This is a genomic window from Vitreimonas sp. (assembly GCF_036392335.1).
Lineage (GTDB): Bacteria > Pseudomonadota > Alphaproteobacteria > Caulobacterales > Aquidulcibacteraceae > Vitreimonas.
This window is the reverse complement of sequence record NZ_DASVYD010000003.1, coordinates 12,689-34,521: the sequence shown is the minus strand read 5'-3', so window position 1 is coordinate 34,521 and position 21,833 is coordinate 12,689. Positions and strand designations below refer to the sequence as shown.

General features: G+C 63.0%; 19 protein-coding genes. 9 read left to right on the top strand and 10 right to left on the bottom strand.

Going from position 1 to position 21,833, the window contains the following annotated elements; translation table 11 throughout:
* Nucleotides 1-1,145: DUF2207 domain-containing protein (locus VF769_RS00735; protein ID WP_331006453.1), on the top strand; the 1,145-nt coding region annotated here is incomplete at its 5' end.
* Between the two features lie 97 nt (nucleotides 1,146-1,242).
* On the opposite strand, the gene VF769_RS00730 is transcribed toward VF769_RS00735, so the two are convergent.
* Both VF769_RS00730 and VF769_RS00725 read right to left on the bottom strand, forming a co-directional pair.
* Nucleotides 1,243-1,623, bottom strand: coding sequence for a c-type cytochrome (locus VF769_RS00730; protein ID WP_331006452.1), 381 nt, complete (start codon nucleotides 1,621-1,623; stop codon nucleotides 1,243-1,245).
* A 94-nt stretch (nucleotides 1,624-1,717) separates the two neighbouring features.
* Nucleotides 1,718-2,599, bottom strand: a complete 882-nt coding sequence (locus VF769_RS00725; protein WP_331006451.1) for a helix-hairpin-helix domain-containing protein — start codon at nucleotides 2,597-2,599, stop codon at nucleotides 1,718-1,720.
* Between the two features lie 168 nt (nucleotides 2,600-2,767).
* On the opposite strand from VF769_RS00725, the gene VF769_RS00720 reads away from it, so the two are divergent.
* A complete protein-coding gene (locus tag VF769_RS00720; RefSeq protein WP_331006450.1) occupies nucleotides 2,768-2,953 on the top strand; it encodes a hypothetical protein in 186 nt (61 codons plus the stop codon).
* Between the two features lie 23 nt (nucleotides 2,954-2,976).
* On the opposite strand, the gene VF769_RS00715 is transcribed toward VF769_RS00720, so the two are convergent.
* The 3 genes from VF769_RS00715 to VF769_RS00705 are packed head-to-tail and all read right to left on the bottom strand — an operon-like array spanning nucleotide 2,977 to nucleotide 7,278.
* Nucleotides 2,977-4,521 (bottom strand): PepSY-associated TM helix domain-containing protein, encoded by a 1,545-nt coding sequence (locus tag VF769_RS00715; protein WP_331006449.1) that lies wholly within the window; start codon nucleotides 4,519-4,521, stop codon nucleotides 2,977-2,979.
* Entirely contained in the window at nucleotides 4,521-5,123 is a 603-nt protein-coding gene (locus tag VF769_RS00710; RefSeq protein ID WP_331006448.1) for a hypothetical protein, read from the bottom strand. Before VF769_RS00710 ends, VF769_RS00715 begins: the two co-directional genes overlap by 1 nt.
* A 13-nt stretch (nucleotides 5,124-5,136) precedes the next feature.
* Nucleotides 5,137-7,278: a TonB-dependent siderophore receptor gene (locus VF769_RS00705; protein WP_414731752.1), complete on the bottom strand. Its 2,142-nt coding sequence runs from the start codon at nucleotides 7,276-7,278 to the stop codon at nucleotides 5,137-5,139.
* 217 nt (nucleotides 7,279-7,495) lie between these two features.
* Between VF769_RS00705 and VF769_RS00700 the strand changes: the two genes are divergently transcribed.
* Nucleotides 7,496-8,782 carry an Hsp70 family protein gene (locus VF769_RS00700; protein WP_331006446.1) on the top strand — a complete coding sequence of 429 codons (1,287 nt, stop codon included), beginning with the start codon at nucleotides 7,496-7,498 and terminating at the stop codon, nucleotides 8,780-8,782.
* Between the two features lie 50 nt (nucleotides 8,783-8,832).
* On the opposite strand, the gene VF769_RS00695 is transcribed toward VF769_RS00700, so the two are convergent.
* On the bottom strand, nucleotides 8,833-10,503 hold the full coding sequence (locus VF769_RS00695; RefSeq protein WP_331006445.1) for an MFS transporter: 1,671 nt from the start codon (nucleotides 10,501-10,503) through the stop codon (nucleotides 8,833-8,835).
* A gap of 146 nt (nucleotides 10,504-10,649) precedes the next feature.
* On the opposite strand from VF769_RS00695, the gene VF769_RS00690 reads away from it, so the two are divergent.
* Nucleotides 10,650-10,964, top strand: coding sequence for a metalloregulator ArsR/SmtB family transcription factor (locus VF769_RS00690; protein ID WP_331006444.1), 315 nt, complete (start codon nucleotides 10,650-10,652; stop codon nucleotides 10,962-10,964).
* A 3-nt stretch (nucleotides 10,965-10,967) separates the two neighbouring features.
* Here VF769_RS00690 and VF769_RS00685 read toward each other — a convergent pair whose 3' ends face one another.
* From VF769_RS00685 to VF769_RS00675, 3 genes are read right to left on the bottom strand one after another with little or no spacing between them, the layout of a single operon-like run.
* Nucleotides 10,968-11,171 (bottom strand): DUF2892 domain-containing protein, encoded by a 204-nt coding sequence (locus VF769_RS00685; protein ID WP_331006443.1) that lies wholly within the window; start codon nucleotides 11,169-11,171, stop codon nucleotides 10,968-10,970.
* Complete coding sequence (locus tag VF769_RS00680; RefSeq protein WP_331006442.1) at nucleotides 11,168-11,620, bottom strand: thioredoxin family protein; 453 nt, start codon at nucleotides 11,618-11,620, stop codon at nucleotides 11,168-11,170. The genes VF769_RS00685 and VF769_RS00680 overlap by 4 nt, the downstream gene beginning before the upstream one ends.
* Complete coding sequence (locus VF769_RS00675; RefSeq protein ID WP_331006441.1) at nucleotides 11,617-12,897, bottom strand: FAD/NAD(P)-binding oxidoreductase; 1,281 nt, start codon at nucleotides 12,895-12,897, stop codon at nucleotides 11,617-11,619. The genes VF769_RS00680 and VF769_RS00675 overlap by 4 nt, the downstream gene beginning before the upstream one ends.
* Nucleotides 12,898-13,068: 171 nt before the next feature.
* Here VF769_RS00675 and VF769_RS00670 point away from each other — a divergent pair, with 171 nt between their 5' ends.
* The 3 genes from VF769_RS00670 (at nucleotide 13,069) to VF769_RS00660 (ending at nucleotide 18,999) form a co-directional block, all read left to right on the top strand.
* Nucleotides 13,069-14,100 carry an efflux RND transporter periplasmic adaptor subunit gene (locus VF769_RS00670; RefSeq protein ID WP_331006440.1) on the top strand — a complete coding sequence of 344 codons (1,032 nt, stop codon included), beginning with the start codon at nucleotides 13,069-13,071 and terminating at the stop codon, nucleotides 14,098-14,100.
* Complete coding sequence (locus VF769_RS00665) at nucleotides 14,097-17,348, top strand: efflux RND transporter permease subunit (protein WP_331006439.1); 3,252 nt, start codon at nucleotides 14,097-14,099, stop codon at nucleotides 17,346-17,348. The genes VF769_RS00670 and VF769_RS00665 overlap by 4 nt, the downstream gene beginning before the upstream one ends.
* A 127-nt stretch (nucleotides 17,349-17,475) precedes the next feature.
* The gene (locus VF769_RS00660; RefSeq protein WP_331006438.1) at nucleotides 17,476-18,999 is read left to right on the top strand and encodes an aldehyde dehydrogenase family protein; all 1,524 of its coding nucleotides are present in this window, start codon (nucleotides 17,476-17,478) and stop codon (nucleotides 18,997-18,999) included.
* 9 nt (nucleotides 19,000-19,008) lie between these two features.
* Here the strand turns inward: VF769_RS00660 and VF769_RS00655 are convergent, their stop codons facing one another.
* A complete protein-coding gene (locus VF769_RS00655; protein ID WP_331006437.1) occupies nucleotides 19,009-19,809 on the bottom strand; it encodes a Crp/Fnr family transcriptional regulator in 801 nt (266 codons plus the stop codon).
* Nucleotides 19,810-20,008: 199 nt separating this feature from the next.
* Here VF769_RS00655 and VF769_RS00650 point away from each other — a divergent pair, with 199 nt between their 5' ends.
* Together VF769_RS00650 and VF769_RS00645 are read left to right on the top strand one after the other, a co-directional pair.
* On the top strand, nucleotides 20,009-21,193 hold the full coding sequence (locus tag VF769_RS00650) for a HAMP domain-containing sensor histidine kinase (RefSeq protein WP_331006436.1): 1,185 nt from the start codon (nucleotides 20,009-20,011) through the stop codon (nucleotides 21,191-21,193).
* An 11-nt stretch (nucleotides 21,194-21,204) separates the two neighbouring features.
* The gene (locus VF769_RS00645) at nucleotides 21,205-21,828 is read left to right on the top strand and encodes a response regulator transcription factor (RefSeq protein WP_331006435.1); all 624 of its coding nucleotides are present in this window, start codon (nucleotides 21,205-21,207) and stop codon (nucleotides 21,826-21,828) included.
* Nucleotides 21,829-21,833 lie beyond the last annotated feature (5 nt).

Sequence of the window (21,833 nt, the reverse complement as noted above, 5' to 3'; positions counted from 1 at the left end):
AGCGCGATAACCTGCACAGCTTCATCACCACGCGGTCGCTGCAGCCGCAGGAAGGCCTCACCGTTGCCGTCGGCTTCGAGAAAGGCCTGATCGATCCGCCGTCGGCCGGGGACCGCGCCGCGCTCTGGTGGCAACGCTACGGCGCACTCGTCATTCTGGGCCTCGGCCTCGGCGGCGTCTTCGTTTTTCTTTCCAACGCGTTCAACAAGGTGGGCCGCGATCCGCAAAAAGGCCCCGTCTTTCCGCGCTACGAGCCGCCCGCAGGCTATTCGCCGGCCGCCGTGCATCAGATCTATTATCGCGCCGTCGCCAGTCACCGCGCGCTGATCGCCACACTCATGCAGCTCGCCGTTAGAGACCGGCTCAACATCGACGCCTCTGGCAAGCAGATCACCGTGCTCACGCGCCGCACCGAAGGCGCAAGCGCCGCCGGCATTGCGCCTGAAGATATCGCGCTTGAGAACGCCATCTTTTCCACTGGCCGCACCAAGACGCTCGGCGGCAATTACGACGCATCCTTCACCAGCGCCTACAATGCGTTCTACGCCGCGCTCGGCCGTCGCTACGGCGAATCCTACTTTCGCTGGAATATCGGCTACACGATCGCCGCGATCTTCATCAGCTTCGCCGTCATCGGCATCGCCGCGACGCAAGTCACGCAGTGGACATCCTGGCATACGCTGGGCGTCATTGTGCTGATCCTGATGAATGGCGTCTTCCTGTACTTGATGCCGGCGCCGACGCAGAAAGGCCAAGCGATCCGCACCGAGATCGAAGGCTTTAAGCTTTATATGGAGAAGGCGGAAAAGCTTCAGCTCAATGCGGTCGAAGTTGGTCTCGAACAGCCGCCGCCGATGACAATCCAGCGCTATGAGCGTTTCTTGCCCTACGCGGTTGCGCTCGGCGTTGAAAAACCATGGACCGAACATTTCGAGCGGCTGATCCCGGAAGAGGCCGCGCGCTATCGTCCGAGCTGGACGACGATGTCGAACGCGAACTCGATCAGCGCGCTTACTGGCGGGTTGGTCAGCACCATGAGTTCCGGCGTCTCCAGCGCGTTGCCTCAGAGCTCAAGCTCCTCCGGCTCCGGCGGCGGCGGCTCATCTGGCGGCGGCGGCGGGGGTGGCGGCGGCGGCGGCTGGTAGGTGGTCGATCGCCGCTGACATCGCATGCGTCACGCGTTGAGCCGAGCCTCGGCCCTAGCTGTTCGCGGCGTTCGCTGGCTTGCCGGCAGCGGCGGTCTCAATCTGAATCCTGATCTCGCAAGGTCAGCAGATAAGCCGCGAGCTGTTCGGCTTGCTCGGGATCGAGATTGAAGTTCATCTGGTCGGGAAAGTCGTGGGAATTGCGGAGCCATCTGTAGGCGGTCGCCTGGGTGAGGCCGGGCCGGCGCGCGATCGACGCGAACGTCGGCGCATCCGAATTGGCCGAGACTTGGTCCGGTGTGACGGCGTGACAAGCTGCGCAACGCGTCTCTGCGACGTTTAGGCCCGCCGCGGCTTGAGCAGACGGCGCGACGTCGTCTTCGACGCTGTCCGCCGTTGGGTTTGGGGTGGCCGTCAAGGTCGGCTGACAAGCGGCCACCGCAATCAGCGCGGCAGTGAGCATAAGATAGCGCAGCATTATGAACCTATGGGCGAGAATCACGAACGGCAGCCCACCTATACCATGGCCTCTCAGCGTAACTTGCCCAATGCTGGCCGCCAGAGATCCGCTCTCAGGGCCGAGCCCTTGCATAATATTGGGCGCATTCCGCCTCGCGACCGCGCACGACGCGTTGGCCCTTCAGTTCGCCTTGTCCGGCGGTAACGACCGTGCATTGGCCCTCCGCGGAAGCGTCTGTATGGAAGTAAATGACCACCCAATCATGCGTTTTGCCCAGTTCATGGGCGCGCTGTGTGTTTGAGTAGAGCGCGGTGAAGCGCCAATCCGCGCGCCGCTGGTGAAGCACGGGCAGCCAAGCTTCGCCATGCGGATTGAAGCGCTTCGGCGCAATCTTGCGCAGTTCTCCCGCGGCCGCCTTCTCTCGATAGGCTGCATCGATCTCGAGCAAGAGTTTGATGGGCGGTTCGAGCTGTTGTGAGGCGGCGCTGCTTCTGATCCGTCGTCGCCCCAATCTATCTGCGAGATAGGCGCGAATGGCGGCGGCGCGTCTATGGCCGACGCCCGGTGCGCCCTCCAACCGGCCATCGTGTGCGGCCATTTCCAATTGTTCCAGCGTGTCGATGTGCAAATCTTCGTGCAGCCGGGCGGCCAGTTTTGGGCCGATGCTGGGAATGGTGCGGAGCAATTTCTCGGGCTCGAGTTCGCCGGTGAGGCGCTCGAGCTGCGCCCAGCGTCCAGTCAGCAGCATTTCTGCGATTGCGGCGGCGATGCCCACCCCGACATCGGGCAGCGCCACCAATCCTTCGCGACCTTTGTGGGCAAGGATCGTATCGACAGGCTCTGCTAACGCTTCGACCGTGTCGGCTGCTCGACGATAAGCGCGGATGCGGAAACCGTCTTCTTCCTGTTGCTCAAGCACGTTGGCCATATCACGCAGCTTTTCGGCAATGCGCGTGTTTACAGGATGTAGCCTGGGACCTTGCGTTTGAGACATCGCCCAACCTTGTGCGCACAAGATATCGGTCACGCTCATTGCGCCGTTGATAAAGGTCAAACCGTCCGCGGCTTTGCTGGGCCGCGCGCTATTCTTGGCAGGCGGGCGGCCGTACGGCTTGACGATCTCGGCGACGCACGTTCCCATCGTCGTTGTGAGGAGCCCGGTATGTCCAAGATTGGAGAACGAGGCGACGGCAAGCGCCTTGGCGCTGTCAAAGGCCGCACGCAAGCGCTGAACCCCAAGGCCAAACGGTACGTCAAGCGCGACACCGAAACAGGTCGCATCATCGACATGAAAGCGGACAGGAGTCCTTTCAAAGGCGTCCGCACGCCGAAGAAGAAAAAGAAATAAATCGGGCGTCGGCGCTGGGCCGGTTAGGAGGCGGCTAGGGAGGCAGGAGCGCCTTGTGCGTTTGTGTGGGCGGCGGCGCCGCGGCGCTGGTTGCGCAAGCCCAGCGCGATGAGCAGCGCGGCGGCGAACACGAGGGCGGCGTTCACCCAGACAGCCGAAGGCGCGGCGGCGTCAGCGCCGAAGCGCGCTGCGTGCGCAAGCGGTAGCGAGAGCGTGAGCAGGCCTGTCGCAAATGGCGCCAGCCAGTGCGCGAGATGTTGCGGCGTCCACACGCCGGCGAGACTGAGCAGCAGAACGCCGCCCCAAAAGATCGGAACGGGTGAAATCGCCCAGAGCACATAGAGAGTGCTGGCGAGCGCCAGCATGGCGGGGGTAGCCCAGACGAAACTCGTCCATGTCGATTGAATACGTGGATGCGCGCGCCCGCGCGCGGCGGCTTTCGCAAGCCAGATATCGACGCCGGTCGTACAGATGAAGCTGAGTGCGAGCCCAAGCGCGAGATAGATGAACTTCACCAACGGACCACCAAACGCGCCAGCGTGAATGCGGAACATGCTGGCGAGCACTTGGCGGCCGGCCTCGCCTTCAGCATAGCCGTCGGCGCCCATCAGCCCGCCGGCGCTATCGAAGCGGTAGGTTTCGCTGTAAATCAGGCGATCGGAATGGCCCGCGCCGATCGCGAGGGTTTCGTCCGGTGTGCCGAATTGATTGAGCGCCATGTAGAGCGGCGGATTGTCCGGACGTTCGCGCGCCAGCGTCTCAAGCGCGGTGACAATGCGCGCCTCGGGGAGCATGCTGGGCGGCGGCCCGGCTTGACGTGCTTGCGCGGCGATGGCCGCGGGATCGCCGTAGAGGTCCGCCATAGCGCGTGCGCTGTCGCCGCCGAACATCATCGGGCCAGCAACCCCAACCGCCACCAAGGCAAGGCCCATGACGGCTCCCGACGCGGCGACCAGCAGATGGAACGGTAGGCCCCAGACCGCCAGGCGATTGTGGATGTCGACGCGTGAGAGGCGGCGTCCGCCATCGAGTCGCAGCGTGAACGCGTCGCGGAACATGCGCGGCAACGCGAGCGCGCCGCCCACGATCAGCGCCACCAGCAGAACGCCGAGCACGCCAATGACGATGAAGCCGATCTGCCACGGCAGGTGCAGCGCGTAGTGAAGTTCGGTGAGAAAATGAGTTAGTTCGTGCGCGCCCGGACCGGCGTAGGCGCCGCTGGCGTCGAAGGCGAGAACATCTTCCTCGTAATCGATCACCAGCCGCGGCATCTCCGGGCTCGGCGTGATGACATAGACATCGCTCGGCTGAGCGCCGGTTTGGGCAATGTGTTGACGCGCGTATGCGACCGCACGGCCGACTGCTTCCGGCGAAACCTGCGTCATTTCCGGGACGCCTGGCTGCTCCCAGCGTTCGAAATCGGCGTAGAAAACGGCGATCGCGCCGGTGACGCAAACAAGATACATCACAGCCGCCAGCGCGAGGCCGAGCAGCTTGTGCGCAAGCAATTGGCCTTTGACGAAGCCCGCTGGCACGCGCGGCCAAATTGTCTTCTCTGCGCCGGCCATCAATTTGCTCCGCCAGAAACCAGGAGATAAGCGCCGCCGCCCAGGGCGAGTGCGACGATGCCGAGGATGGATGTGGCGCGCCACGGGCGCAGGCTCGCAAGCAACCACAGGAGCGCCGCTGTCCAGGCCAGCATGAGGGCGAGAATGCTGAAGGCGACACGATCCGCGTTTGCGCCCGGCGCGAACGCTTGCCATGCGGCCATGGCCGCGAGCGCGAACGCGGGCGCAATGACAAGCGCGCCGATCCAACGCGCGACGTCGCGGCTGACGCGTCCGGACGCGTGCGAGTCGGTTTCAAGCGGCGCGGCGTCTTGCACGGCGCGCGTCTTGGCTTTGCGGGTCGTGGCATTTGGTCGGCTGCGCGCGAGCCCATCTGGCGCAAGCAAGAGCAACCCCGCCACCATCGGCGCCAGCATGGCGAGCGCGAACGCGCGCTCCACGGAGACGCTATAGAGCCAGGGCGTTGCGCCGAGTGCGATGAGCGCCCAGCCGGCAAACAGCACGGGCCCGCCGAGACCGCGCCTGGCGCGCCAGTGCAGATAGAGGATTGCGAGTCCAGCGGTCTGCACCGTGATCCCCAGCACCTGTAATGCGATGGCCATGACGCGCCGCCGGCTAGAAGCGGTAGGTCAACGCGACGGTGTAATTCCGCGGCGCGCCGTAGCGATACTGACTGAAATAGCGGATTTGGCTGTAATAGGTCTCGTCGAAGAGGTTATCGACGTTCACCTGCACGGATGCCTGGTCGTTGAGATCATAACGCGCCATCAGGTTCACGAGCGCATATTCATCTTGTTCGATGCGCGTCGGGTCCAACGTCACGGGATTGGTGGCGTTGGTGTAGGCGTAGCTGCGCCACGTTGCGCCGCCGCCAAGCGTCAGGCCATCGAGCGCGCCAGCGAAGCCATAGGTGGTGAAGAAGGTGAGGCTTTGGCGCGGCTGGTCCGTGTTGACCTCGGCGCCTTCGGCGTCCTCGATCTCGAACTGGCTGTAACCCAGACTCACATTCCAGCTTTCGGTAACGCGACCGAGGATTTCGAACTCGAAGCCTTCGCTCGTCGCGCCTTCGGCGGCCCGATAGGCGAATTCCGGCGGGTTCGTGCCATCCACCGTACCGCCGGTGGGCTGGCCCAAACCGTCTTGTGTGATGCTGAACACGGCGAACGATGTCTGCAGCGCATCGTTAAAGAACGCGCTCTTCAAGCCGATTTCATAGGCTTGGCCGACGATCGGATCGAGCGGGTCGCCGGACTCGGTACGCAAATTCTGCGGCTGGAAGATCTCGGTGTAGCTTGCGTAGATGCGGTGCGTGGGCGTGAGATCGTACAATACGCCGAGATAGGGGATGACGACGTCGTCGGCGCTGTAATTCTGTGTCGCGCCGTATTCCGTGCCGGAACGCTCCCAGGAAGACACGCGCACGCCGGCGATGACGCTTAGCGCGTCGGTCGCGTTGAGGCGGGTGGCGGCGAAATAGCCAGTCTGCTCAGTTTCGATGGCCTGATCGTGCGTGCCGACGCTGGAAAATTCCGGGCGCGGGAAATCGCCATCCCAATCGTAAAGGCTGGTCGCCGGCAAAAACGCGTTGGGGCCTAAAGCGGCGAAGGCGTAGGTGTCGGCGTCCTGCTGACTATGCAGTGCGCCTATCGTGAATTCATGTTCGCGGCCGAATAACGCGTACGCCCCGCGTAGCTGGACATCGAAGCTGTCTTGGACGCTTTCGCCGTCGCTCTTGTAGGGCCAAGTGGCGAGACCGACGCCCGTCGCTTCATCGATGGCGCCGTAGAGGTAGAGAATCTCGGTTTCCGCGCCATTGATCATGCGGTTGTAATTGAAGCTGAGGCGCCAGCCGTTCGAGAACTCATGTTCGACGTTGGCGAAGTAATTCGTATTCTGCGTATCCCAATAGGCCCAATTCGCCGATGTGCTCTGAGACCGTGGCAAATCCGTCAATTCGCCATTTGTGTAGAAGGTCGGCAGCGCCCCCCAGAGCGGCGCGGTCGGACTATTTGTTTGCTGGCTCGCGCCGATTCGCGCTGTGGTGGCGTCCGTCACGTCCGCCTCGATGACTCCGTAGAGGACGGTCTTATCGAAGTTGAAGAGGTCGATGTAGGACTCGCCCTCCGCGTACTTGGCGACGAAGCGGCCGCGGATGGAGCCGCTGGAATTGAGCGCGGCAGCCACGTCGGCTTCGACCTGGCGATTTTCCCAGCTGCCGAACGAGCCCCGAATATAGGCTTCCAGGTCGCGCGCATCCGCATGCTTGCGGACAAGATTGATGGAGGCGGAGGGATCGCCAGCGCCGGTCAGCAGCCCCGTGGCGCCGCGCACGAACTCGACGCGCTCGAAGATCGAGACGTCGGCAAGCGTTTCGGCCGCGTCGCCAGCCAAGCTCCAGGAGAGGGGCAGGCCGTCGATTTGGTAATTGGTGATCTCGAAGCCGCGTGCGTTGAAGACATTACGCACGTCATCGACCTCGACCATCGACACGCCTGCCGTGTTGCGCACGACATCAGCGATGGTTTCCAGGTTCTGGTCGCGAATACGCTGTTGCGTCACCACGGTGACCGATTGCGGCGTCTCGCGCACGGTGAGGCCTAGGCCGGTGGCGGTGTCGATCTGTTCATCGACCGTATAGCGACCGACGACAACGATCTCGTCGGCCTCGGTCGTCGTCTGATCCGCCGACTGCGCATAAGCCGGCGCAGCCAGGCAGGCGGCGGCGACGCCCGCCAACAACATTGTGTCCAATCGCATCATCAGTGTCCCCAAGGCCCCTTCGCGGCGCAGCCTTAATACGAATGCGAGTGACTCGCAATAGCGACAAGTTTGCACGGGCCGGGGGCTGATCCCGCGCAATTCCGGGGGGCCGGTTCGGGCGTTGCCTTGACAGACAGGGCGCAGGGGCTAAGCAGACCGCCCCCGAAAATACGCCCCGGCCCAGCGCCGGGGCGTTTGCCGTTGGAGGTTGGCTATGGTCGCGTCCATTGGTCTCGATTTCGGCACCACAAACACGGTCGCCACCACGATCAATCGCGACGGCCAGGCGGAAGCGTTTCACTTCACGCACACTGGCGAGCGCTTCGACGCCTTCCGCTCGGTGCTCTGTTTTTGGCAAGAGCAAGACGTGGAGGTGCGTCGCACGTGCACTGAAGCGGGGCCGTGGGCGATCGATCAATTCCTCGAATTGGCGGGCGATTGTCGCTTCATCCAATCGTTCAAGACGTTCGCCGCGAGCCCGCTGTTCACCGACACCTTGATCTATGGTCGGCGTGTCCGCTTCGAAGATTTGCTATCGAGCTTTCTGGGGCGGGTTCGCGCCCATGCGGGCGCCGATTTTCCTAAGCGTGTTGTGATCGGTCGGCCCGTGAGGTTCGCGGGTGGCGCCGCGGATGAGACGCTTGCGCGCACGCGCTATGAAGTGGCGCTGCGTGCGGTGGGCTTTGAGGAAATCCACCACGTCTATGAGCCGGTTGCTGCAGCATATTTCTTCGCGCACCGGCTCAAGGCCGACGCCACCATATTGGTGGCGGATTTCGGCGGCGGCACGAGCGACTTCTCGGTCGTGCGCTTTTCGCGCCGCGCGCATGGGCTCGATTACACGCCGCTGGCGCACGCAGGCGTTGGGATCGCGGGCGACGCCTTCGACTATCGGATCATTGATCAGGTGGTGGCCCGCGCGTTCGGCAAGGGCTCTGAGTACATGAGCTGGGGCAAGGTGCTGCCGGTGCCTAACGGCTACTTCAGCAAGTTCAGCCGTTGGAACGAATTGTCGATCATGCGTCACTCGCGCGACTACCGGGAACTGCAACAATTGGTGCGGTCAAGCCTCGACCCCGACCGGATCCGCGCATTTTTGGCATTCCTGGACGCGGATGCTGGTTATGAAATGTATCGTGCGGTGTCCGCGGCGAAGATGCAGCTTTCGCACGCGGAGGAAGCGGCGTTCTCGTTTCATGTCGCCGGTGTCGACATTGAGCGCACGATCAAGCGCGCCGACTTTGAAAAGTGGATCGCGCCTGAGCTTGCAGAGATCGGCGCCTGCGTCGACCGCGCCTTGGCGGATGCGAATATCCGAGAACGCGATGTCGACCGCGTCTTCCTGACCGGCGGCTCCTCCTTTGTGCCGGCCGTACGCGCGCAGTTCGAGCAGCGCTTCGGCGCCGACAAGATCGAGACGGGCGATCAACTCGTCTCTATCGCCTATGGTTTGGCGCTGATCGCGCGGGAGGACGAAGTTGGCCGTTGGGCGGCCAGCTGAACCGCCGCTCGATGGAGCGGCGTCGGCGCTCTTCTCCGGCTCGAGAAAAGCTATTGGTCGATGTCGCGCTTGAACGTTTCCGGCAGGAAGAGCACGCCGATGACGAGTGTGGCGGCTGCGACGACGATCGGATACCAGAGCCCATTATAGATGTTGCCAGTGGCGGCCACGATTGCGAAGGCGGTCGTCGGCAGAAAGCCGCCGAACCAGCCATTGCCGATGTGATAGGGCAATGACATCGACGTGTAGCGAATGCGGCTAGGAAACAGTTCGACCAGCATCGCAGCGATCGGTCCGTACACCATGGTTACGTAGATCACGAGCAGCGCGAGGATCGCCACCACAAGCGGCGTGTTGATGGCGTTGGGGTCGGCGGCCGTCGGATAGCCAACCGCGTCGAGTGCGGCGCGCGCCTGTGTCTGGAACGCAGCGATGGCCTCCGCACGCGCCGGAGTGTCCAAACGCGCCGTATCGGGAGCGCGGATGACGGTGTCCCCGATATGGACCTCCGCGACTGAACCCGCAGCCAGCGGTTGGTTGGTGTAGCTCACGCTCGCCCGCGAAAGGAACGCGCGCGCCACATCGCAGGACTGGGTGTCGAACTGGTTGCGGCCGACGGGATCGAACTGAAACGAGCAGGCGCTTTGATCAGCGTACACGACGACGGGCGCGGTGCGTTGCGCGGCGGCCAGCGCGGGATTGGCCGCTTCGGTCAAAAGGTTGAACAAAGGGAAGTAGGTCAACGCCGCCAGGGCGCAGCCCGTCATAATGATCGGCTTTCGGCCGATCTTGTCGGAGAGCCAGCCGAAGAAGATGAAGAATGGCGTGCCGATGAGGAGGCCGACGGCGATCAGGCTGTTGGCCGTGAGACCATCGACCTTCAGTGTCTTCTCAAGGAAGAACAGCGCGTAGAATTGACCTGTATACCAAACCACGGCTTGGCCGGCGACGGCGCCGAGAAGCGCGAGGATTGCGATCCTGGCATTGCTCCATTTGCCGAAGGCCTCCGCGAGCGGAGCCTTCGATGTGGTGCCCTCTTCCTTCATTTTCTGGAAGACTGGGCTCTCGTTGAGCTGCATGCGAATCCAGAGCGACACGCCGAGCAGCACGATGGAGACCAGAAATGGAATTCGCCATCCCCACGCGGCGAAATCCTCGACGCTAAGCGCGGTGCGCGTCGCAAGGATAACGAGGAGGGAGAGGAATAGCCCCATCGTCGCTGTGGTCTGGATCCACGCAGTGTAAAGGCCGCGCCGATGATTGGGCGCATGCTCGGCGACATAGGTGGCCGCGCCGCCGTACTCGCCGCCGAGCGCCAAGCCCTGGAGCAGACGCATCAAGATCAGAAGGATGGGCGCGGCGACGCCAATTTGCGCGTAGCCTGGCAAAAGGCCAACGACGAACGTGGAAACGCCCATGATCGCCATGGTCACCAGGAACGTGTTCTTGCGGCCAACCAGATCACCGATGCGGCCGAACACGAGGGCGCCGAACGGGCGCACGAAGAAGCCCGCAGCGAAGGCGGCCAGGGCGAAAATAAACGCGGTTGTCTCGTTGACGCCAGAGAAGAAGTGCGCCGCGATGTAGGTCGCGAGCGAACCGTAGAGATAGAAATCATACCATTCGAACACGGTGCCAAGCGAGGAGGCGCCGATCACCAATTTTTCGCGCGAGGTCGCCTTATGGTGCTTCGGCAAGGCGCTGGCGGACGTGTCGGACATGGTTTCCCCCCATCGTTTGGAAGCCAACGCTATTCGAAATCCGCCGTGGAATGGAAGAGAGGGGCTGGCCCCCGCGCCAAGTGGGGCTTATGGACGTCGGACTTGGAAAAACATGCGCACACGCTAATATGTACGTGGAGTGATGCATGGCGACCAAGGCGAAAAAGGCTATACGCGATCTTGAGGGCCGCGCCGGCGAGGCCGCCGAGCTGCTCAAGCTGCTCGCCAATGATCAGAGGCTGATCATTCTGTGCCGCTTGAGCGACACGGAGATGTCCGTTTCGGAACTCGGCGGCTATGTGAATCTGGCCCAGTCGGCGTTGTCGCAACATCTGGCGAAGTTGCGCGCGCAGGGGCTCGTCTCGACGCGCCGCGAAGGGCAGAACATCTATTACCGGCTCGCCAATCCTATGGCGCAAAAGCTCGTCGGCGCGCTCTGCGAACTCTACGGCGGCAAGTGATCGCTACTTGAACAAGAGGCCAGGTTTGAAGCCCAAGCGCTTGAACACCATGGCGGCAGGGCAGACACCGGTGAACGCGGCTTGGAACATGTTCAAGCCCGCGAACGCGGAAAGCAGCGCCCAGTATGGGTGCACCCAGGTCGCGAGGGCGAGGCCCAGCAGAACGACGAGGCCCGCGAAAGCGAAGACGGCGCGGTCGATTGTCATAATTGATGCTCCATAGTCTGAATGTTGTTCAGCGCACTGTTGAGCCATGCCCCGAGTTGCGCGGCGCTCACCAGGCCGGCATGGCGATCGATCTCACGTCCCTCGTGAAATAGGATGAGCGCCGGGATGCCGCGCACGCCGAGTTTTGCTGGCGCTTGCGTTTCGTCGGCGTTCAGTTTGAGAAAACGTACGCGCGGTTCGAATTGCCCCGCGGCGGCGGCGAAGTTGGGCGCCATCATGCGGCACGGGCCGCACCAGGGCGCCCACACGTCGACCAGCACCGGCATCGAGCTGACTTTCAGATGCGCGGCGAAAGCCGCATCGTCCACGTCGACTGGCGCGCCCGTGAACAGCTTGGCGCCGCAGCGTCCGCATTTCGCGGCGTGTGGATCGCCGTCGCCGACGCGATTACCCGTTGCGCACGCGGGGCAGGCCGTGAGCAATGTCATCGTTTGGTCTCTTTCAGTTTGGCTATGCCCAGCACCTTGAGTGCGAGGGCCTCGTAGAAGGTTTCGCTTTGGCCGCGGCGGAGTTTGCCGAGGAAGTATTTTTCGAACTGCTCTTTGGCGAGGTGGACCCATTTGCCATGCGCCGACCAATTGACGTTGCGCGGCGGAATTTGAGGCTGGGCGATAAAGGCGACGCCCTCGTCGCCGAAATCGGCCAGGCAGACGGCGTTCCAGGTGGCCTGTTCTTCGGGCTCCTTGCCGCGGAGCAGCGCACCGATATTCCTGGCCGTCGCCGTGACCATCGACTCGATCATAAATCCAGTCTTTGGCACCCCGACAGGCACCGGCGTCTTTCCGGTCGGCGCGATCGCGACCGCGACGCCAATGCCGAAAATGTTGGGATAGGTCGGGTTGCGCTGGTGTTTGTCGATCAGCACAAAGCCACGAGGGTTGACGAGCCCTTCAAGACCCATAATCGCGGCAACGCCACGGAACGCAGGCAGCATCATCGAATATTTGAACGGCAATTCGTGCGAGGTCTTGACCGCTGCGTCCTCGGTCATTTCCTCGACGATCATCTTGCCCGACTCAATTTTCGCAACGCGGGCGTTGGTGATCGATTTGATGTGCCGTTCGCGCATTTCGCTTTCGAGCAGGCCTTTGGTGTCGCCGACGCCGTCCAAGCCAAGGTGGCCGACATAGGGCTCTGCGGTCACGAACGTCATGGGCGTCTGATCACGGAGTCTGCGGCGCCGCAATTCGGTGTCGAGGATCATGGCGAATTCATACGCCGGCCCATAACAGGAGGCGCCCTGAACCGCGCCGACGACGATCGGACCAGGCGCCTCGCAGAAGGTTTCGAACGCGGCCGCGGCGCGCTCGGCGTGATCCACGTGGCAAATCGATTGGGTGAAGCGTTCGGGGCCTAAGCCCTCAATCTCATCGAAAGCGAGGTCCGGGCCGGTGGCGATTACGAGATAATCGTATCCGAGCGAGGCGCCGTCGCTGAGCTCCAGTCGGTTCTCAGTCGGGTGGACCCGCGCGGCGCCGGTCGAAACGAACTCAATTCCCTTGCGTTTCATCACCGGCGGGAGGTTAACTTCGATTGCCGCGCGCTCCCGCCATTTAACGGCGACCCAGGGGTTTGACGGTACAAAGTGATAGGTGTCGCCTTTGGAGACTAGCACCACCTTATCGCCGGGGCGCGCCTCAGCTTTAACTTCGTAGGCTGCGAGGACGCCGCCTAGACCGGCGCCGAGAATTGCGATGGTCGCCATATTTCTTCCTCCCGGCGCGCGCAGCGCCATTGCATATATATTAGAACATGCGTATATCCGCAAGTAACTGGGTTGGGCAAAATCAGGATTGCAGTATTGGCGCTTGGCGCCTTGATCTGACGCAAGGTCCAGGGGGCTCGACGGCGACAGACTGAGTTTAGGGAGTTCGTCATGAAGCGCGTTCACGGATTGCTGGCGGCCCTGGCGCTGCTTGGCGCGTGCGGGCGACCCACGCCAGTCGTGGAGACTCCAAGCGTAGAGCACGCTGACCAGATCGTCGTCCAACGCGCGCCAGCGCCTGACTACAAGACCGTGTCCGCAGTGCTCACAAGCCGCGACGTCGGAGATGCGCGCGCGCGGATTGGCGGCACGTTGAGCCGGCTTCTGGTGCGCGAAGGCGAGCAGGTGCGCCGAGGCCAAGTCGTGGCGATTGTGACCGATCAGCGCTTAGCGCTCGAGGCGCAAGCTGGCGCAGCCGGGGTTGCGGCCGCGGAGGCCGCCGCCGAACGCGCGCGTGCTGATCAAGCGCGGTTCCAGGTGTTGTTTGAGCGGGGCTTCCTTTCGCAAGCACGAATGGACCAGATCAATGCGGAGACGCGGGCCGCCGACGCACAATTGCGCGCGGCGCGATCGCAAGGCGGGGCGCTGTCTGAAGCCAACGCGCAGGGGCGCGTGCTTGCCCCCGCTGACGGCCGGGTCACGCGTGCGCCGATCCCGCAGGGCGCAGTCGTGATGCCAGGTGAGGTCGTCGTGGCGATCGCGACGGGCGCGCGTGTGCTGCGTTTGGAATTGCCGGAGGCGCAAGCCGCCTTTGTGCAAGAGGGCCAAGAGATACGCATCCTTGATGCGGGCGACGGCGTCGCCGCTCGGACAGTGCGCGTGCGGCAAGTCTATCCGGCCATCGACAATGGTCGTGTAATGGCCGACCTCGACGCGCAGAGCCTTGAAGGCGAGTTCGTGGGCGCGCGTGTGCGCGTGCTCATTCCCGCTGGCGAGCGTGAGGCCATCATCATTCCGTCGCGCTATATCGAGACCCGTTATGGTGTGGATTATGTGCGCCTCGTGCGGGACGGCGGCGTCCTGATCGACGCGCCGGTGCAACGCGGCGGCGCAGCACCCACGGAAGAGACGCCTGACGGTGTCGAAATCCTTTCTGGCCTTGAGCCCGGAGACGCCATTGTTCCGCCGGAGCGCCAGCGATGAATCTTGGCATTTCCGGCGCACTGACCAAGGGCACGATCCGCTCTCCGCTCACGCCGCTTTTTCTGCTCACCGCGTTGGCGGTCGGGCTCTTGGCGCTCTTCACGATCCCGCGTGAGGAAGAGCCGCAGATTTCCGTGCCGCTGGTGGATATCAGCGTGCGCGCCGACGGTCTTCGTGCGCCTGACGCGGTCGAACTGGTCACAAAGCCGCTTGAGACCATCGTCAAAGGGGTCGAGGGCGTCGAGCATGTTTACAGTCAGACCGAGGACGATCGCGTACTGGTAACGGCGCGATTTCTTGTCGGCACCGACCCTGACGACGCCATCGTGCGTATCCAGCAGGAGATCAGGGCCAATTACGACCGCATTCCTGTCGGCATTCCAGAACCGCAGATCGTGGCGCGTGGCGTGAACGACGTGCCGATCATGGTGATTACGCTCTCGCCCAGCGCGGAGGCCGCCGACCGCTGGGATGATAGTGCGCTCTATCGCGTCGCCGACGAGTTGCAGAGCGAATTGATGAAAGTGGACGACGTTGGACTGACGTTCATCGTCGGCGGCCGACCGCATGAAATTAGGGTCGCGCCAGACCCAGGTCGGTTGGCGCTCTACGGCGTGCCGCTTGGGCAATTGATCGAGACGATCAGCAACGCCAATCGCGCGTTCCCCGGTGGAGACCTGCGCGGCCGCGACGGCACGACTTCGACGGCGATTGGCCAGACGCTGGATGATCCAGCCGAGATCGGCCTGCTGACGGTGCGGGCGGCGGATGGACGCACGATGTACGTGCGCGATGTCGCTGAGGTGACATTGGGGCCACGCGAGGATCAGGCGCGTGTCTGGCGCTTTACCCGCGATGGAGAGCGGCAGCGTATGGCGCCTGCCGTCAGTCTCGCGATCGCCAAGCGCGACGGGGCAAACGCGGTCGTGGTTTCGCAGGCGATCGAGGCGCGCCTGCACGCGCTTGAGGGCAGCTTGATCCCTGAGGGCGTGGAGGTCGCCGTCACCCGCAATTACGGCGAGACCGCCAACGAAAAGGCCAACGAATTGCTGTTCCACTTGGCGTTGGCCACGCTGTCGATCGTCGCGTTGATCTACTTCGCCATCGGGCGGCGCGAGGCGATGGTGACGGCGATCGTGATCCCGACCACGATTCTGCTTACGCTCTTTGCCTCCAATCTGATGGGCTACACGATCAATCGGGTCAGCCTGTTCGCGATCATTTTCTCGATCGGCATCTTGGTCGACGACGCGATTGTCATCATCGAGAACATCGCGCGACACTGGGCGATGAGGGACGGGCGTTCGCGTGTGGACGCGGCGATCGCGGCGGTGGCGGAAGTCGGCAATCCAACCATCGTCGCCACCTTGACGGTGGTCGCGGCGTTGCTGCCGATGATGTTCGTTTCGGGACTGATGGGCCCCTATATGGCGCCTATACCGGCGAACGCGTCGGCGGCGATGCTGTTCTCGTTCTTCGTCGCCGTGGTCATTGCGCCCTGGCTGATGCTGAAAGTCGCGCCGAAGGGCGACGCGCACACCCAAGCACACGGGCACGATGAGGAAGGGTTTTTCGGACGCATGTATCGGCGCGTTGCGGCGCCCATCATTCGCTCGCGCAAGGGCGCGCGGCGGTTTTTGATTGCGGTGGGCGTCGCCACATTGGCCGCGTGCGCGTTGTTCGCCACCGCCACCGTGCGCGTCAAGCTGCTGCCGTTTGACAACAAGTCGGAACTGCAGGTCGTCGTCGACTTGCCTGAGGGCGCGTCGCTTGAAGCGACGGAGCGCGTGCTCATCGAGGCGGCGTCGATCTCGCAAGGGGTTCCGGAAGTGGCGGCAGTGGACGCTTACGCCGGCACGGCTGCGCCGTTTAATTTCAATGGACTCGTCCGTCACTATTACATGCGCGCGCGTCCTGAACTGGGCGATCTTCAGCTCACGCTCCTGCCGAAAGATGAGCGCAATCGTACAAGCCACGCCATCGCGTTGGATTTGCGCGAGCGCTTGCGCGCGCTGAATGCGCCGCAAGGCACCGTGGTGCGCGTGGTCGAAGTGCCGCCGGGACCGCCGGTGATCGCGACGTTGCTTGCGGAAGTGTACGGGCCGGATGCCGAGACCCGCCGCGAAGTGGCGCGCCAATTGGAGGGCATCTTCCGGCAGGTGCCGTACCTCGTAGATGTGGACAATAGTTTCGGCGTGGAGCGTCCGCGCCTGCGGCTCACGCCCAATCGCGAACAATTGGAATTTTTTGGCGTGTCCGAACGCGACATGATGGATTCGGTGGCTGTCGCGATGGGCGGGCAAGTGATTGGCTATTCGCATCGTGGCGAGGGTCGGAACCCGATCGAGATTTCAGTGCGGTTGCCGCAATCGGCCCGAGCATGGACGCAGAATCTGGCGTCCATGCCAGTAGCCGCGGCCCGGGATGGAACCCGTCTCGTCGAACTGGGTGAGTTGGTGAGCGTGCAAGAAGAAACGGGATCGCACCCGATCTTCCGGCGCAATGGCCGATACGCGGAAATGGTGATGGCCGAACTGGCCGGCGCGTATGAGGCGCCGATCTATGGCATGCTCGACGTCGAACGTTTGGTGCGCGCGCATGATTGGGGTGAACTCCCGCAGCCGCAAATTCTCATGCACGGTCAGCCGGCCGATGAGACCGCGCCGTCGATCCTGTGGGACGGAGAGTGGGAGATTACCTACGTCACCTTCCGCGACATGGGGGCGGCGTTCATGGTGGCGATCCTGGGAATCTACATCCTGGTCGTGGCGCAATTTAAGAGCTTCAAACTGCCGTTGGTGATCCTTACGCCCATTCCGCTCACCCTGATTGGCATCGTGATCGGTCACGTGCTCTTCAACGCGCCGTTCACGGCCACGTCGATGATCGGCTTTATCGCTCTTGCCGGCATTATTGTGCGCAACTCGATTTTGCTGGTGGACTTCATTCGCCACGCCAAGACCGCGGATCGTCCGTTGCGCGCGGTGTTGCTGGAGGCGGGCGCCATTCGGTTCAAGCCGATCATGCTGACGGCGCTCGCCGCGATGATCGGTGCGGCGGTGATCCTGTTTGATCCAATTTTCCAGGGATTGGCGATCTCGCTGCTGTTCGGCCTGGCGTCGTCGACCCTGCTGACCGTGTTGGTGATCCCGGCGATCTACGTGGTCATGCGTGACGATGAGAAGCCGCTGGATGAAGAGCCGCGCGCGGAGACGCCGCTCATTCCGGGATTGAAGGCCGCGGAGTAGGCGGAGACCACCCCGCGGAGCGTGCGATCGCGAGCCCCATATGGCCTTGGGGCCTGGCCCTGCGCGAAACACGGCTCGCCTCTGCGCGTGACGCTGTGCTAACGGCTCGGACCTCGGAGAGGCCCGGATGACGTTTACCCCCATGCCAAGTGTGATTGGCGAGACCCATGCATTGCTTGAGGAACTGGGCGTGCCGCGTGCGGCGTGGACTGAAGGATCGCTGCAGGCGCGTTCTCCCATCACCGGTGAGCAAATCGCAGCGCTGAGGCCGACATCAGCCGGGGCGGCGGGCGCGGCGATCGAGGCGGCGCATCGCGCGTTTATCGAGTGGCGGCGCGTGCCCGGGCCGCGGCGCGGCGAGTTGGTCCGGCTGTTCGGCGAAGAGCTACGCGCCCATAAGACGGCGCTGGCGCGGTTGGTGACCATCGAGGCTGGCAAGATCGTCTCCGAAGGGCTCGGCGAAGTGCAGGAGATGATCGACATCTGCGACTTCGCTGCGGGCCTCTCGCGTCAACTCTATGGTCTCACGCTGACGACCGAGCGCGCCGAGCATCGCATGATGGAGACGTGGCATCCGTTGGGCGTCGTCGGCGTGATCTCAGCGTTCAATTTTCCGGTGGCGGTGTGGGCCTGGAATGCCGCGCTCGCCTTCGTCTGCGGCGATTCCGTGGTGTGGAAGCCGTCGGAAAAGACTCCGCTGACGGCATTGGCGACGCAGACGCTGTTGGAGCGGGCGATGGCGCGCTTCGGCGCGGAAGCGCCGCAGAGGCTTTCGCAGGTGTTGCTTGGCGATCGCGCGATTGGCGCGATCCTGGTGGATCATCCGCTGGCGCCGCTGGTGTCGGCGACGGGTTCAACGACGATGGGCCGGGCGGTGGCGCCGCGTTTGGCGGCGCGGTTCGCGCGCGCCATTTTGGAACTCGGCGGCAACAACGCCGCGATCGTGACGCCGAGCGCGGATTTGGAGCTGACGCTGCGTGCGGTGGCGTTCGCGGCGATGGGCACTGCAGGGCAGCGCTGCACGACGCTGCGCCGCCTTATCGTGCATGAGAGCGTGTACGATGCTCTGATTCAGAGACTGAAGCGGGTTTATGATGATGTGCGCGTCGGCGACCCGCGCGAAGACGGCGTGCTGATTGGCCCTTTGATTGATGCACGAGCGCGTGACGCAATGGCGACTGCGCTAGCGAGTGCGCGCGACCAGGGGGGACTGGTCCATGGCGGTGGGGCGCTTGAAGCGGAGGGCGTCTATGTACGGCCTGCTCTCGTGGAGATGCCGGCGCAGACCGCGATCGTGCTGCGCGAGACCTTCGCGCCGATCCTCTACGTGATGAAGTACCGCGAGTTCAGCGAGGCAATTGCTCTGCAGAACGCCGCGCCGCAAGGATTGTCGTCCTCGATCTTCACGCATGATTTGCGTGAGGCGGAGCACTTCCTGTCGGTCGTGGGCTCGGATTGCGGCATTGCTAACGTGAATATCGGCCCATCTGGAGCGGAAATTGGTGGAGCCTTCGGCGGCGAGAAGGAAACGGGTGGCGGACGTGAGTCGGGGTCGGACAGCTGGAAGGCCTATATGCGTCGGGCGACCAACACGGTGAATTACGGCGCGACGTTGCCATTGGCGCAAGGCGTGTCGTTCCCCGTGGATTGAGCGAGAGCGCTATTCGTTCGCGCCGATGGCCTTCAATTCAGCGAGGTTGAGCAGGCGGGCTTTGCCCTGGCGAATGTCCAACAGGCCCCGGCGTCGGAGCGACAACAAGGTGCGGTTGACGTGGGCTGTGGTAACGCCGAGCGCGTCGGCGATGTCCTCCTGGCGCAACGGAAAGTCGAGTTCGTCGGCTTCGGCCAAACCTCGTTCACGCAGGGTTGAGTGAATATCCAGGACAAGCCGGGCGATGCGGGCGATGGCGCGGCGCCGGCCGATATCAACCAAGCGCCGTTCAGCGTGGTGGATCACACGCTGGATATGGCGCGAGAAGGTGCGTTGCTGCGTTTCGTGAGAGTCGACAATCGCTAGCAGGTCCTTCGGCTGAAAGGCGCAAAGAGTGACGTCGGTCAGCGACCGCACGGTGAACGGCACCCGGTAATTATCGACCCAGATGTTTTCGATGCAGATCGTGTCGCCCGGCACCAAGAACGATAGGATTTGTCTGCGACCGTCATGAAAATGAACTGCGCGGCACGCCCATCCCTTGAACAAGGTGTACGCGCGCGTGGGGACTTCGCCGGCGCGTTGGATGGTTTGGTGCGCTCGAAACTGCGCCACCTGCGTACGCAACGCACAAACCGTCGCCGGTGAGTTCTCAAACGTCGGCGCGTAGATCGTGAGCGCGCCGATCTTGCATTTCGTGCAATCGGCTTGGCTGGGCACGTCCTGAACCTCTTTTGAGCTCAATGCGATGGTCTGCTCGGCGCTAAATTCTTGCGCCGCAACGGCAATATGAGCGGCGTGGTAGCGCATTCGCAGATTGAGACGCAACAAGTACAGACGCAATAACCAAGGTGACGCGGACGTCAGTGATTCAGTCTATTGATGTAGATCACTCGATCTTTGGATGCTGTTCACTCCGAATATGATTACGCACGTGTCAGGTTGTCGCGATCTTTTCCAGATTGCGGTTGCCGCACACTTGCTGGTTGCATCGTGACGAGGGGGTGCGATGGGCGCGGAGCGGGCTTCGGATTTGGCGGATTTGACGCGCTTTGTCGGCGTCAGCGCCCAAGATCGCGACCTATTGCGTCAGATTCATCCCACACTGGTGGCCGCGCTGCCCGCGGCGCTCGATTTACTTTACGCAGACATGCGCAAGCATGGTCCCGCGATCGGCCGGTTCGCCGACGAAGCGCATTTGGAGCGAGCCCGCGTCGCTCAGCTTGAGCACTGGCGGCGTTTGCTGTTGGCGGATTTCGATGAGGAATATGTCCAGCGGGCCAAGCGCACCGGCGCAGTGCACGCCCGCATCGGTCTGTCCCACGGGGTTTATATCGGCGGCTACGCGCTGGTGCTCGGGGCGTTGATGAGCGCGCTTTCCGCTGCTGGAACGATGCGGGAAGACGATGGCGGCGCCATCGTCGCGACGCTGCTTAAGTGCGCGTTGCTGGACATTTCGGTGGTTCAATCGGCTTATCTTGAAGCAACAGAGGCGGAGAGCGTAGCGCGCTCGCGGTTCGTGACCAGCCTGGGCGACGAGCTGCGCACCCCTCTCAACATCATCATCGGCTACGCTGAATTGTTGCTCGAGGATGTGTCGGGACAATTGTCGACAAGCAGCGAACTGCACCAAGTCATTGAGTCCAGTGAGCGATTGCGTCGGCTGGTCGATGGCCTGCTTGATCTGGCAAGGGTGCAGAGCGCTGGCGACGATTTGCATCTGGAAAGACTTGTCCCTGGAGAAGCGGCGTTCAGTGCGATCGAGTTGGTGCGCGACGACGCGTCCGCCCGAAATGTCGCCCTCGGGCTGACGGTCGAACCTGGGGCGGACGCGCCCATATCGACCGACCCGGACAAATTGGGACGTTGCCTACATATCCTGCTCCGCAACGCTGTGCGCTTCACAGCAGGCGGCGTGGTCGATTTACGGGTAAGCCGCATTCCCGGGCTCGGCGGCGATGCGATTGCGTTCGAGGTGCGCGACACCGGCGTCGGCATGAGCGATGCCCAATTGGCGCGGGTATTCGAAGGCGCGGCGTCGGGCGTGCGCGATCGTGGTGGCCCGGGGTTCGGCCTGATGATCGTGCGCACGTTGGCGAAGCACTTGAACGGGGAATTGACGGCCAAAAGCAAGCTCGGTGAAGGCAGCGTGTTCACACTACGTCTGCAGTGCACGGAGGATGGGGGAGGATGATGGGCCAATCGATGCGCATTTTGCTTGTCGACGACCAGCCGCTGTTCTTGGAGGCGCTGTGCAATCTGTTGCGCACGACTTGGACGGAAGGTGAATTCGTCAGCCACACCTCGGCGGCGGCGGGCGTGGAAGAAGGCCGCGGCCAGACGTTTGACGTGGCGCTCGTCAATGCGGAGGCGCTTGATGCGTCTGGTCTCGGGCCGCAGGCTTACGGTGAGCTTGGGGCGCCCTTGATTCTGACATCTTCGAGTTTTGACGCGAGCATCCTCTGTGAGGCGATCAGCGCCGGCGCCCGAGGTTACATTCCCAAAACCACCGGCAGCCGTGCGATCGTGGGTGCGGTCGAGGTCGTGAGCCATGGCGGTGTCTGCTATCCGAGCGAGGCATTGGCGGTGTTGGCCGGCGCCAAAGCGCCGGCGCCCCGCATCGGCGCGAGCCGTCGTGAACTCGAAATCCTGCAGCGGATCGAGCAAGGCAGTTCGAACAAGGTTATCGCCCGCGAATTGGGGCTTTCGCTGGCGACGGTGAAATTTCACGTCCAGAGCATCCTGCGCGCCACCGGGGCTCGCAATCGCGTCGAGGCGATTATCAATGCGCGCCGCATGGGCATGTTGCCCAGAAGCGGACTCGTCTAGAAGGC